Annotated in this window: 11 protein-coding genes; 8 read left to right on the top strand and 3 right to left on the bottom strand. The window is 44.7% G+C overall.

Annotated elements, in window-relative coordinates:
• Positions 1–2: 2 nt before the first annotated feature.
• Entirely contained in the window at positions 3–221 is a 219-nt protein-coding gene (locus NSQ23_RS14445; protein ID WP_339171711.1) for a hypothetical protein, read from the bottom strand.
• A gap of 223 nt (positions 222–444) precedes the next feature.
• On the opposite strand from NSQ23_RS14445, the gene NSQ23_RS14440 reads away from it, so the two are divergent.
• Positions 445–1,497 (top strand): MraY family glycosyltransferase, encoded by a 1,053-nt coding sequence (locus NSQ23_RS14440; protein ID WP_339171708.1) that lies wholly within the window; start codon positions 445–447, stop codon positions 1,495–1,497.
• 31 nt (positions 1,498–1,528) lie between these two features.
• Here the strand turns inward: NSQ23_RS14440 and NSQ23_RS14435 are convergent, their stop codons facing one another.
• Together NSQ23_RS14435 and NSQ23_RS14430 are read right to left on the bottom strand one after the other, a co-directional pair.
• Positions 1,529–2,548, bottom strand: a complete 1,020-nt coding sequence (locus NSQ23_RS14435) for an LCP family protein (RefSeq protein WP_339171706.1) — start codon at positions 2,546–2,548, stop codon at positions 1,529–1,531.
• Positions 2,549–2,640: 92 nt separating this feature from the next.
• Positions 2,641–3,279: a YigZ family protein gene (locus NSQ23_RS14430; protein ID WP_064221018.1), complete on the bottom strand. Its 639-nt coding sequence runs from the start codon at positions 3,277–3,279 to the stop codon at positions 2,641–2,643.
• Positions 3,280–3,474: 195 nt separating this feature from the next.
• Between NSQ23_RS14430 and NSQ23_RS14425 the strand changes: the two genes are divergently transcribed.
• The 7 genes from NSQ23_RS14425 (at position 3,475) to NSQ23_RS14395 (ending at position 12,698) form a co-directional block, all read left to right on the top strand.
• Positions 3,475–4,641 (top strand): sensor histidine kinase, encoded by a 1,167-nt coding sequence (locus NSQ23_RS14425; RefSeq protein WP_339171703.1) that lies wholly within the window; start codon positions 3,475–3,477, stop codon positions 4,639–4,641.
• On the top strand, positions 4,638–5,318 hold the full coding sequence (locus NSQ23_RS14420; RefSeq protein WP_339171701.1) for a response regulator transcription factor: 681 nt from the start codon (positions 4,638–4,640) through the stop codon (positions 5,316–5,318). Before NSQ23_RS14425 ends, NSQ23_RS14420 begins: the two co-directional genes overlap by 4 nt.
• A 99-nt stretch (positions 5,319–5,417) precedes the next feature.
• Positions 5,418–6,260, top strand: coding sequence for a DegV family protein (locus NSQ23_RS14415; protein WP_339171698.1), 843 nt, complete (start codon positions 5,418–5,420; stop codon positions 6,258–6,260).
• A 68-nt stretch (positions 6,261–6,328) separates the two neighbouring features.
• A complete protein-coding gene (locus NSQ23_RS14410) occupies positions 6,329–7,684 on the top strand; it encodes a DEAD/DEAH box helicase (RefSeq protein ID WP_339171696.1) in 1,356 nt (451 codons plus the stop codon).
• Complete coding sequence (locus tag NSQ23_RS14405) at positions 7,662–8,330, top strand: ComF family protein (RefSeq protein ID WP_339171693.1); 669 nt, start codon at positions 7,662–7,664, stop codon at positions 8,328–8,330. Before NSQ23_RS14410 ends, NSQ23_RS14405 begins: the two co-directional genes overlap by 23 nt.
• 82 nt (positions 8,331–8,412) lie before the next feature.
• Complete coding sequence (locus NSQ23_RS14400; RefSeq protein ID WP_339171690.1) at positions 8,413–12,414, top strand: metal-dependent peptidase; 4,002 nt, start codon at positions 8,413–8,415, stop codon at positions 12,412–12,414.
• The gene (locus tag NSQ23_RS14395; protein WP_064221020.1) at positions 12,411–12,698 is read left to right on the top strand and encodes an EscU/YscU/HrcU family type III secretion system export apparatus switch protein; all 288 of its coding nucleotides are present in this window, start codon (positions 12,411–12,413) and stop codon (positions 12,696–12,698) included. The genes NSQ23_RS14400 and NSQ23_RS14395 overlap by 4 nt, the downstream gene beginning before the upstream one ends.
• The last annotated feature ends 43 nt before the right edge of the window (positions 12,699–12,741 follow it).

The raw sequence follows: 12,741 nt of genomic DNA, 5'->3' as shown, positions 1-12,741 counted from the left end.
CGTTATTTCGCCGCCTCTAATTGTTGTTTTAGCTTTTCTACTTCTTGCTCGAGTTGTTGAACGCGTTGTTCAAGCTTTGTGATACGCTCATTCAATGGATTGATTTTTGCTAGTACCCATTCTACACTTGCAAGTACAGGTTCGCTGTTCGCTAACGCTTTTGATGCAGATACAGTCAGCATCGCAGTAAGCAACATGATGACGATCGTTCTTTTTCTCACTTTTTTCTCCTCCCTTATTCTATCTATCTCCCATTATAGCAAATGATTTCAACAAAAAGGACGAAAATGTAACAAAATTCTAGTTTTCTATTTTCCGTTTGTCGATTTTAAAATTTATGGTATAATGTCTGATAGGTTTGTGAAAAGAGATGGTAGAAAGTGTTGCTTTTTCAGCAATAATTGATTGAAAAATCGGGAATGCTAACAAATAGGGAGGTTTCCTATGGTTTATTTCACCTTGTTTCTGTGCTTTATCGTAGCTGTGCTTATTACGCCTGCTGTGAAGTGGTTGGCGTTTCGGGTCGGAGCAACAGATAAACCAAATCAGCGAAAAGTTCATCAAAAAATTATGCCACGTTTAGGTGGATTAGCGATTTTTATTAGTTTTATCGTCGGTTATTTCGTATTGAAGCCAGCTAGCCCGTACGCAACAGCAATTGTCATTGGTGCGACGATCATCGTATTAACGGGCGTGCTCGATGATATATATGAGCTACCACCAAAATGGAAGTTGCTCGGTCAAATCATGGCAGCCATTGTCGTTGTATATGGCGGCATTCGAGTCGATTTCATTAACTTGCCGTTCGGTGGTCATTTGGAATTTGGGTTATTAAGCATCCCAATCACGATGCTTTGGATTATTGGGATTACAAATGCGATTAACTTAATTGACGGGTTGGACGGCTTAGCTGCTGGCGTATCGTCGATTGCGCTTGTCACGATTGCCGGGATGGCGGCGACGATGGGCAATACGTACGTATTCGTTTTTGCGATGAGTTTATTATTGCTCGGAAGTACGCTCGGTTTTCTATTATATAATTTCCATCCGGCGAAAATTTTTATGGGTGATACGGGCGCATTGTTTTTAGGCTATATGATCTCTGTACTATCGCTTCTCGGTTTCAAAAACGTTACGGTGTTTTCGTTAATTATCCCGATTCTCATTTTAGGGGTTCCAATTTCGGACACGCTATTTGCGATTGTCAGACGGATCGTCAACAAACAACCGTTATCGGCGCCGGATAAGTCGCACTTGCACCATTGTTTGTTGCGTCTTGGTTATAGTCATCGCCAAACAGTGCTCATCATTTACGGCATGGCGGCGATGTTCGGTTTAGCGGCCGTTTTATTATCGAAAGCGACGATGTTTGGCGCGCTCGTCGTGATCGCATTCGTCTTGCTTGTCGTTGAACTTGTCGTTGAGAAAGTTGGTCTTGTCGGGAAAGACTATCGTCCACTGCTAAAGATGGTTCGAGGCATGAAAAAAATATCATAAAAAAGAGGGTGTCGCGCGGACACCCTCTTTTTTACTGTTCTTGAGCGAACTGTTCTGTTTGTGCTTGATAGGACGATACGTCAAGATGTGTTTTTAACGTTTGCTTAATTTCATTTACGGTCGATTCGTCTAGTCGATAGTAATATACACCGCTAATGCGCGCGTCTTCTCCTTTGAGATGGAGCGTTTCGATGTTCGCTCCTGCATCTTTCGTTGCGTAAGCGAAGAAACCTTTCATTTCTTCAAACGTTAAGTTCGTTGTCATATTTTTGCCGACCGCTTCCATGATATCATCAAACTTAGTTAACGATTTTATGCTCATCGCTTTTTTGAAAATGGCTTTCATGAGCTCTTGTTGGCGTTTGCCGCGCTCGATGTCGTTGTCATATTTGCGCGTTCGAGCAAGCGCCAACGCTTCTTCACCGTTTAATGTTTGTAAGCCGGGCTTTAAGTGAATGGCGTTTTTGCGATCTTTTGAATCCATTTCGCGAAGTTCATATGGAACGTCAAATTCAATGCCGCCAAGTTCATCAACAACATCGACAAACGCTTCAAAGTTCATTTTGACGTAATAGTCCACTGGAATATCAAGCAATTCTTCGACTGTTTCTACCGTTGCTTTTACGCCACCGTAAGCGTGGGCGTGTGTAATTTTATCGTATTTTTTTTCAATTGGAATGTACACATATGAATCGCGCGGAATGCTAAGCAGTTTTACCGTTTTATCTTTGACGTTAAATGTCGCTAGGACAAGCGCATCGGAACGTACTGCGCCCATTCCTTTTTCTTGGCGGATGCTGCTGTCATCGACACCGATAAATAAAACGGAGATGTTATCTGAATTTGGATCGACTTCCTTCATTCGTTTCTCCGATTTTTCGCGACCGTCAATTTGTTCAAACGATTGTTGAATGACAGACTGCGCTTTATTGAAGAGAAATGTCGCATATGCCCCTCCGCCAATGAGGAGAAGAAGCAATGGAAGCAAAACGAACGTCCATATTTTTTTTCGCTTTTTCCTTTTTTTCATGTATACTCGTCTATTTTGCATAGTCGTTCCCCTTTTTCAAAAGTTCAACAAATATCGACATGTAAACAATCATCATTTTACAAAATTTTTATGCAGTCGTAAATGAAAAAATTTTATTGCGCGACATCAAACTCGACATATACGTGTTCTCCTTCAGAAATCGCGCTCTTTCCGTTTGTTAATTCGATCATCCATGCGCGGAATTCGTCTTTTCGTTTTTCTTCAACGTATGTGTCGATCGTAACGTGCTCGGCATAATGAATGTCTTTAATGGAGTAGGTTGAAGCGCGCAGTTCATTTTCGACTTTCCCAAGCCATGTATAATCGATCGTTGTATGCATGATGCGCATAAGCTTACGTTCGACGATGCCTGCCGCTTTCAGTCCTTCCGTCACCGCCTTACCATAGGCGCGCACAAGACCGCCAGCGCCGAGTTTAATGCCTCCGAAATATCGCGTCACGACAACGACTGTATCTTTCAACTTTTTCTTTTTTAACACTTCTAGCATCGGAACACCTGCCGTGCCGCTCGGTTCGCCGTCATCGTTTGCTTTTTGGATATGGTCGTGTTCCCCAATGATATACGCGGAACAGTTATGCGTCGCATCCCAATGTTTTTTCTTGATTTGATGGATAAAGCGCACAGCTTCTTCTTCCGTTGTCGCGCGTTCGACATAACAAATGAAGCGCGATTTTTCAATGATGATTTCCGCTTCACCGTATCCTTTTACCGTATAGTATGCCTCTAACAAAACGAAATCACCTCAATGTTTATTTGGAATGTTGTGTGCATGTTGTCGAAAAATGCTGATGGAAATCGTCAAAACGTGCTATAATAAAAATTATAAGGCGGGGTGCGACATGATGGAAGTACGAATAAACGTCAGCTAAAAGTCAGAAAAGTCATTTCAATTGACTTTTGGTCATATTTTCTTTAGGTGGTGTATATGTCCAATAAAAAACTAGATGCGCGGCAGCTTGACCGTATTGTAAAAAAAATGATTGAAACAGTCGATCAAAGCAAAGCTGAAATTTTTCATATTAGTGAGCAATCGCGAAAAGAACATGACCGTTTAATCGAAGAACTTCAGCAAGTAAAAGAAGAAGTAAAGCGCGTCATCCATCAAACAGATAACTTAGAGATGAAAACAAAGTTAGCTCGACAACGGTTATTTGATGTGAGCAAAAACTTTTCTCATTATTCCGAAGCAGAAATTCGACAAGCATATGAGAAAGCGCATTCGCTACAAATGGAATTAACGATGGCGCAAGAGAAGGAAAAGCAGCTGCGTCAACGTCGCGATGAGTTAGAGCGGCGCTTGACAGCTGTGAAAGAGACGATCGAACGGGCCGATCATTTAATTGGGCAAGTGACCGTTGTGCTGAACTATTTGAATGGGGATTTTCGGGAATTAAGCGACTTTATTAACGGTGCAAATGAAAAGCAAGAGTTTGGTCTGCGCATTATTGAGGCGCAAGAAGAGGAGCGAAAACAGCTGTCGCGAGAAATTCATGATGGACCGGCGCAAATGCTTGCGAACGTCATTATGCGTTCTGACCTGATCGAGCGCATTTATCGCGAACGCGGGGCGGAAGAAGCGATTGGCGAGATGCGCGATTTAAAAAAAATGGTACGTTCTGCTCTATATGAAGTGCGGCGAATTATTTACGACTTACGCCCGATGGCGCTAGATGATCTCGGTTTAATCCCGACGTTAAAAAAATATTTACAAACGATTGAAGAGTACCATAAAACAACGATTACGTTTACATATACGGGAGAGGTAAAGCGGCTATCCAACCGTTTTGAAGTTGCTGTGTTTCGCCTCGTGCAAGAAGCGGTGCAAAACGCATTAAAGCATGCGGAGGCGAAGGAGATTCAAGTGAAAATGGAGCTAAAAAAAGATCATTTGCTGATCGTCGTAAAAGATGATGGCAAAGGATTTAATCCGAATGAAAAAAAAGACAAAGCATTCGGGTTAATGGGCATGCGCGAGCGCATTGAATGGTTGGAAGGAAAATTACATATTTACTCGCAATTTGGACGCGGAACGATTGTCACCATGCACATTCCGCTCCAGAAGACAGAAGGGAAAGGGGAACAACAGCAGTGAAGACGCGCATTGTTTTAATTGATGACCATAAATTATTTCGAGAAGGAATTAAACGTATTTTAGATTTTGAGCAAGATTTTGAAGTCGTCGCGGAAGGAAGCGACGGTGACGAAGCGTTAGCGCTTGTAGAGCGATATAAACCTGATGTTGTCATTATGGACATTAATATGCCTCATGTTAACGGCGTAGAGGCGACACGTCAGCTGATTGAAGCGTATCCGGATACGAAAGTCATTATTTTGTCTATTCATGACGATGAAAGCTATGTGATGCATGCGTTACAAACGGGTGCGATGGGATATTTATTAAAAGAGATGGATGCCGACGCTTTAATTGAAGCCGTTCGTGTTGTAGCGGAGGGAGGCTCATACTTACATCCAAAAGTGACGCACAATCTTGTGAAAGAATATCGTCGTCTCGTTGCGGCAGAAGGGGTAGAACAGGAGAAACAAAAGCAAGATGTGCGCCGCCCATACCATTTATTGACGCGCCGAGAATGTGAAGTGTTGCAACTATTGGCGGATGGAAAAAACAACAAAGGTATTGCTGATGCGCTATATATTAGTGAAAAAACGGTAAAAAACCATGTTAGCAGCATTTTACAAAAATTAAACGTGAATGACCGAACGCAAGCGGTCGTTGTTGCGATTAAAAACGGTTGGGTCGAAGTGAAATAAGGTTGTCGAGATGATTCGACAACCTTTTTTCAATGCAATCGCAGTTGTAATGTAGTACAATGCAAATAGGAAAAATTTTGGACAAGGAAGGTAAATACGATGAAAACGGTGATTTTGACAGATAGTACAGCGTATATCCCGAAGCACATTCGCGAGCAGTTGAACATACATGTCATTCCTTTGAGCGTTGTCTTTGGCACAGAGACGTATCGAGAAGAGATAGATATAAGTGCAGAAGATTTTTTTGACAAAGTAAAAACGAGTGAACAGCTGCCGACAACGTCACAGCCGCCAATTGGACTATTTGTTGAAACGTTTGAGCAACTTGCAAAACAATACGATGCGGTCATTTCGATTCATTTATCAAGCGGCATTAGCGGAACGTATCAAGGGGCGGTTGCCGCTAGTCAAATGGTCGAAGGCATTCGAGTATATGCATATGATTCAGAAATTAGCTGCATGATGCAAGGTTTTTATGCGATCGAGGCAGCAGAAATGGCGCAAGCAGGTGCGCATCCCGAAGCCATTATTGCGCGTTTAGATGAAATGAAACAGTCGGTGCGCGCTTATTTTATGGTTGATGATTTATCGCATTTGCAGCGGGGAGGGAGGTTAAGCGGCGCCCAAGCGTTTATCGGCAGCCTTCTACAAGTAAAGCCGATTTTACATTTTGTCGACAAAGTGATCGTTCCATTTGAAAAAATTCGTACACGGAAAAAAGCGTTAAGCCGAATAGAAGAGCTATTTGCTGAAGATGCGAACCTCGGCGTTCCCATGCGTGCGGTCATTATTCATGCGAACCGTGAAGAAGAAGCACGCGCATGGAAAGAAAAACTTGAGCAACAATATCCGCACGTTGAATTTTTCCTTAGCTATTTCGGACCTGTCATCGGCACGCATTTAGGAGAAGGTGCGATGGGATTTGGCTGGTATAAAAAATAAACAGGAATTTTTTTTGCTAGGCACGAATATATGAGGTGGGCGAATGGTCCACTTCTTTTTTGTTGGAGGTGATTTGTTTGCATTTAGCAGGAAAACAGCTGCTTAAATCGGAACTTTCGTCTTCTTACGATAAGCAACATGTGCAGATCGTGGAGAGCATTGTAAAAACGAAGCAAGGCTATCGTTGCGTCCGTTGCAATAACGATGACCAGCAGCTTTTCGCTTCTTTTCCGTGCGCTCGTTGTGGACGCACATGTATGTACTGTCGAAAATGCATCATGATGGGGCGATGTAGCGAATGCAATCCGCTCGTCATTTGGATTGGACCAACTCCTTCGACCTCTTTTTCTTCACCGCTACAATGGAACGGTCAATTATCTCCAGCACAACAACTTGCTTCTCATGAAGTTTGTCATGCGATTGAACGTAACGATTCGTTGCTTGTTTGGGCGGTATGCGGAGCGGGAAAAACAGAAGTGCTATTTGCAGGCATTAACATGGCGCTGTCGCACGGAAAGCGCGTTTGCATTGCTGCTCCGCGCACCGATGTCGTATTGGAGCTAGCTCCGCGTTTGGCGAGTGTATTTCCGTCGGTCGATATGGCGGCATTATATGGCGGCAGCCAAGACCGTGGCAAACTTGCTTCATTGACGGTGGCGACGACCCATCAATTGCTTCGCTATTATCACGCTTTTGATGTGATGATTGTCGATGAAGTTGATGCGTTTCCGTATAGTGTCGATCCGATGCTTTCATATGCCGTTGAACGCGCCCGAAAACCGACATCTTCCCTCATTTATTTGACCGCAACTCCAAATGAACAATGGCAACGTGAAGTAAAAAGCGGAAAACGAAAAGCGGTGACGATTCCTGCGCGCTATCATCGTCATCCTCTTCCTGTTCCGACATTTGAATGGTGCGGAAATTGGCAAAAAAAGTGGCGTAATCAACGTTTGCCTTCCTGTGTCGTGCAATGGGTACATGAGCATCTCGAAAGAAACAAACAAGCCTTTTTATTTGTCCCTCACATTGACTTTTTACAACAAGTTGTTCCATTCTTACAACAATTTCATCCGCGCATTGAAGGCGTGCACGCCGAAGATCCAAAACGAAAAGAAAAAGTGCTTGCGTTTCGACGTGGGCAAATTCCGATTCTTGTGACAACAACCATTTTAGAGCGTGGGGTGACTGTGCCAAACGTCGATGTAGCTGTATTAGGTGCAGAACAACCGATTTTTACAGAAAGTGCGCTTGTGCAAATTGCAGGGCGCGTCGGGCGAAGTGCTCAGTATCCGACAGGTGATGTGCGCTTTTTTCATTTTGGAAAAACGAAAGCGATGGTGGCCGCTAAGCGTCATATCGAGCTCATGAATAACGAAGCGCGAAAGAGAGGTTTGATCAATGAAATGTCTCATTTGTCATGACGAATGGATGCCGCGTATGTCGTTTTCTATGCTTTTGACGCTCCAGCAACCGGACGTTTGTTGCTTACGTTGTCGATCCCGTTTTATTCGGCTTCAAGGGAATCGTTGTGAACGATGCAGCCGTTTAAGCGATCAAGCGATATGTGAAGATTGTATCGGGTGGGAAAAACGAAAAAGTGTGTTGAAACAAAATGTTTCTGTGTATATGTATAACGATTGGATGAAAGAAGTGATGAATCGTTTTAAATTTCGTGGCGATTATGCGCTTGTTGAAGCGTTTCGTTCCGATGTTCGTCGCGTGTTTGATGAACATTTTTCTTCGGATGTGTGCCTCGTCCCGATTCCTCTTAGTTCCTCTCGATTAGCTGAACGCGGATTTAATCAAGCGGAGGCGATCGCTTCGCTTTTATCGGTACCGATGATTTTTGCCTTACAACGAATCGACGACGAAAAACAGTCGAAAAAAACGAGACGTGAACGCTTTGTCGGACGGAAGTTTTGTTTGACAGGAGAAGATGTAGCTGAAAAGCGCATCGTCATCGTTGATGATATTTACACGACAGGGGCAACAGTTCACGAAGCGGCAAAACTGCTATATGACGCAGGTGCACGAGAGATTTGTTCGTTTACACTCGTCCGTTCATAGTTGGGAACAAACTCCCATTGAAAACCGCCTTCTACTGGTCGATATAAAGAGTAGGAAAATCGGAGAACGGAGATGGGTCGTTATGGAAATTCGCGGATACGGACATTATCGCTCGGCATCTTCACATTCAACGACTGTGACGTTAAAAACAGGAGATGTGTACGAAGCAGTTGTGAAAGAACAAGTGAGTGAACGAGAGGCAATTGTACAATTGCGCGGTGTCGACATTCGTTTTCGCTTTGAAGGCGACGTACCGCCATCTGGACGAGTGAAAGTGCAAGTGACAGGTGGAGATGGGGATATAGTGGAAGGAAAGGTTGTCACGCCTCCTTCACCATCATCATTTGAAACGCTTGAAACGCCTGAGCTTCGCCAAGCGGCGATGATTGTTGCTCAAAAACAACTGCCGCTCACTCGTGAAACGGTAGAGTCGTTACGGACATTTTTAACAGAAGGAAAAGGAACGGTTGAACAAAAGTTAGAAACGATTCAAATCGCAGCAACGAAAAAGCTTGATATGACGATAAAGCAGCTGCAAGCCGTTCATGAAGCGCTCCATGGCAAGTCGTTCAGCGAATCGTTACATGATATCGTTCAGGCGATTGATAAGCATTTTTCATTTACGCCAATCGTCAAACAACAGTCGCAAACGGTTAGTGAGCTACGTGCACAACTGCAGCAAGAACGAAACATCGATCGTGTGCTCGAACTGGCGAAGCAGTTTGCAGAAGAAAGCGGACATGACGAAATCGCGAAAGCTGTGCGTGAGGCGACCATTTTGAGAGAGCGCGGACATGAGACGTTTGCCCGAAGCCGCATCATGCAAGCTGTCGCTATGGCGGAAACGAATGAAAAAATAGATCATGGACAAATGGAACGTGCGACAACACAAGAGAAGCAACTGCAAATGGTACGTCAGCAAATTGAACGGGAGCCAATTGTCGCTAAAGCGCTTGCGATGGCGAAAGGGAGCGATGTCGTTCGTCAAACGCTCGGTCCAGCGTTACAAGAAGCAGAACAGTTGTATCGCTCAGGTCAACCGCTTAGCGCAAAAGAGCGATTGCTTGAAGCGTTTGCTTCAGTAGAGGAAAAAGACAATGTACCGACACAACTTTCCCCAACTACACAAAAACAAATGGTCGATGAAGCGAAACGAATAGTTCGCAACGCGCGCTCGATAGAAGATGCCGTTCGTCAGTTGAAAGAAACGGTGCTTCCACGTATCGAAGTGAATGAATTACATGAAGCGATTGAACGTGTAGAACAACTAGGAGAAAAGGCGAAAGCTGATCTTATCCAAGCATTGCGGGCAGTAGGAGCAATGAGAGAAACGTTGCGTCCGAACGCACCAATAGCGAAAGTAGACGTGCAAGAAGCCCAGCTGAAACAAGTGGCAGAGGTACGGAAACAAGTAGAAAGCACACCGACCGTGAAAGCGATAGAACCACAAGTAAGGGAATTGGCTCGTACGTTACCAGCGGAACAAGCAGAGAAAGTGGTTCGTGCACTTGAGCAGTCGAAACAGCAAGAGACAATGGGACGCAGCGTAGAAGCTCGTCAACAGCTCATGCAGGCATTACGTGCGGTAGAAGAAGATACGATTGCGGAAGTGGTAAACACAGCGAAAGAAGCGGTACGAGCGAACGCACCAATAGCGAAAGTGGACGTCCAAGAAGCTCAGCTGAAACAAGTGGCTGATTTACGGAAACAAGTAGAAAGTGCTCCGATGGTGAAAGCGGTAGAACCGCAAGTGAGGGAATTGGCTCGGACATTACCAGCGGAGCAAGCGGAAAAAGTCATTCGTGCGCTTGAGCAATCGAAACAGCAAGAGGCCATGGGACGAAGCATGGAAGCCCGTCAACAGTTGTCGCAAACATTACGTGCGGTGGAAGAAGAAGTGGTTGCAGACGTCGTACGAACAGCGAAAGAAGCTGTACGAGCGAATACACCATTGATGAAAGTGGGCACCCAAGAAGCTCAGCTAAAACAAGTGGCAGATTTATGGAAACAAGTAGAAAGCACATCGACCGTGAAAGCGATAGAGCCGCAAGTGAGGGAATTGGCTCGCACATTGCCAGCGGAGCAAGCGGAAAAAGTCATTCGTGCGCTTGAGCAGTCGAAACAGCAAGAGACCATGGGACGAAGCATGGGAGCCCGTCAACAGTTGTCGCAAACATTACGTGCGGTGGAAGAAGAAGTGGTTGCAGACGTCGTACGAACAGCGAAAGAAGCTGTACGGGCGAATACACCATTGGTGAAAGTGGACGTCCAAGAAGCTCAGCTGAAACAAGTGGCAGATTTGCGGAAACAAGTAGAAAGCACACCGACCTTGAAAGCGGTAGAACCGCAAGTAAGGGAATTGGCTCGGACATTACCAGCGGAACAAGCAGAGAAAGTGGTTCGTGCATTAAGTCAAGCAAAATTATTTGAAACGGTTGGTCGTGGTGTAGAAGCTCGCCAACCACTCGTGCAAGCGTTGCAATCTATTGAACAACAGCTTGCACCTGAATATATCAATCGTGCAAATATGATTGCTAATCGCCTTGAGCAGCAAACGATGACGTTAACAGAAGCGGTTCGTCAGCTACAAGCAGACGCTATGCTCACGAAACAACCAAATATGCCACAAACGCTTCAGCAGATGGCACAGATGCTAGATAAACAGCGCGAACAGCTTTTCACGGCAATTGCGACAATTGAAAATGAACAACGTGCAACCAATGACGTTCGCGCGCTAATTGCGCAAGCGATAAAAACGATACAAAAAGAGCCAAATGTCAAAGAAGCGTTGCATATGGCGCGCACGCAGCTTGCTCAACATATGGAACCATCGCTGCAAGAAGCGTTTGCCCATGCCGAGCAACTAGCTGAAAGCGGTCGCGAAATAGCCGCAAGACAAACGGTCGTTCAAGCGCTCCAACAAATGGAACAAACATTGCCAGCAGTTGATACTTTGTCGCCTCCTAATGCGGCATACGAGTCGCTCGCCGCACTTAATTTACAATCAAAAGATATGATCGTTCAAACTGTGACGCGGCGCATGGCGGAGGCAGCGAAGCAATTTCAACAAGCGAAGCGTGATATGACGCGCAATTTAGATGCGATCGATCATTTGATTACTCAATACAAACAAACAGCGCGACCGCAAGTGAAACAATTGCTAGAAACGACGATTAAACAGCTTGACCAAACAATTTTAAAAAGCGATGCGATGTTGTTTGCTGATATGATGATGGAGAAAAAATTGCTGCAAGCCAGTTCACAATTGGCGGAGGCGAAAAGGCTGCTAGATAAAGGACAAATGGCAGAAGCACAAAAAATCGTGAAACAAGTAAAAAGTACGCTCGAACAAATGCAATTTAAACCGGCAGATGTAAAAGTAAAACATTTTGTTCAAGCGCAGTCGCTGAAACAACAAGCGCCTGAACGGGCGCTGCTCCAGCAATGGAACGAAATCGTTCAGCCTGAGCCGTCCGCGCGCCACATGCTACAAACGATTCACCGCCTCGGTTTTATGCACGAAGCGGATATAGCAAATTCACTCGTATTTCATAGCGAAAGCGAACAGTCTGAAGAAACGATGAAAGGACTGCTCATGAAATTAGCACAAACGGGTGGCGAAGGATCGAAACAAGCCGAACAAGCGCTCATGAATATGACCGGCCAACAACTTTTAAACAAAAACGACCAAGGAAGCGCGATGCAAACGCTCTTTTTCACGATTCCATTGTTGCTGCAAAAGGAAGTAAAAGACGTAAAAGTGTACGTCAATGCGCGAAACGACGGAAAACGAGTCGATTGGGAAAACTGCAGCTTATACTTTTTACTTGAAACGAAAAAACTCGGCGATGTTGGCGTATTATTAAGCGCGAACGAACGGACGATTTCCGTGACGTTTCGCAACGATCGTGAAGATTTTGCGGAGCGCATGCGCCCACTCGTCGAAACGGCTACGAAGCGCCTTGAAGAAATCGGCTACCGCGTCGGAAATGTACAATTTACAACGTTTGCAAAACATGAAGAAAAGTCAAACGAGCCAAAACGAGCGACATGGACAGAGAAAGGATATGATTTTACAATATGATGTACTTTAACCAAAAACGAAAGCGTGAAGTGAACGGTCCGTCGGCGGCGGTTATTCGCTACGAACAAGGCGATAAAGCACCGACCGTCGTCGCCCATGGGCGCGGCTACGTCGCTGAAAAAATTATTGAACTGGCAAAACAAAACGGAGTGCCGATCGAACAAGATGCCGCGCTCGTCCAACATTTGCTTGACCTCGACCTCGGCGATACGATTCCACCGCAATTGTACGCTGTGATCGCAGAAATTTTAATTTTAATTGAAAAAATGGAACGAAACTATTAAACAATAAAAAATTGTGACGATAAATAAAGTAGGTGAACGAGAA

The sequence above is a fragment of the Anoxybacillus sp. FSL W8-1294 genome, from assembly GCF_037965005.1.
Lineage (GTDB): Bacteria > Bacillota > Bacilli > Bacillales > Anoxybacillaceae > Anoxybacillus > Anoxybacillus flavithermus_G.
The sequence above is the reverse complement of the archived record's forward strand: the minus strand, read 5'-3'. Positions and strand labels throughout refer to the sequence as shown.

Coding starts and splice junctions, on each gene's coding strand:
- NSQ23_RS14415 (WP_339171698.1), top strand. CDS start 5,418: ATGAAAACGGTGATTTTGACAGATAGTACAGCGTATATCCCGAAGCAC.
- NSQ23_RS14440 (WP_339171708.1), top strand. CDS start 445: ATGGTTTATTTCACCTTGTTTCTGTGCTTTATCGTAGCTGTGCTTATT.
- NSQ23_RS14400 (WP_339171690.1), top strand. CDS start 8,413: ATGGAAATTCGCGGATACGGACATTATCGCTCGGCATCTTCACATTCA.
- NSQ23_RS14395 (WP_064221020.1), top strand. CDS start 12,411: ATGATGTACTTTAACCAAAAACGAAAGCGTGAAGTGAACGGTCCGTCG.
- NSQ23_RS14425 (WP_339171703.1), top strand. CDS start 3,475: ATGTCCAATAAAAAACTAGATGCGCGGCAGCTTGACCGTATTGTAAAA.
- NSQ23_RS14435 (WP_339171706.1), bottom strand. CDS start 2,548: ATGCAAAATAGACGAGTATACATGAAAAAAAGGAAAAAGCGAAAAAAA.
- NSQ23_RS14405 (WP_339171693.1), top strand. CDS start 7,662: ATGAAATGTCTCATTTGTCATGACGAATGGATGCCGCGTATGTCGTTT.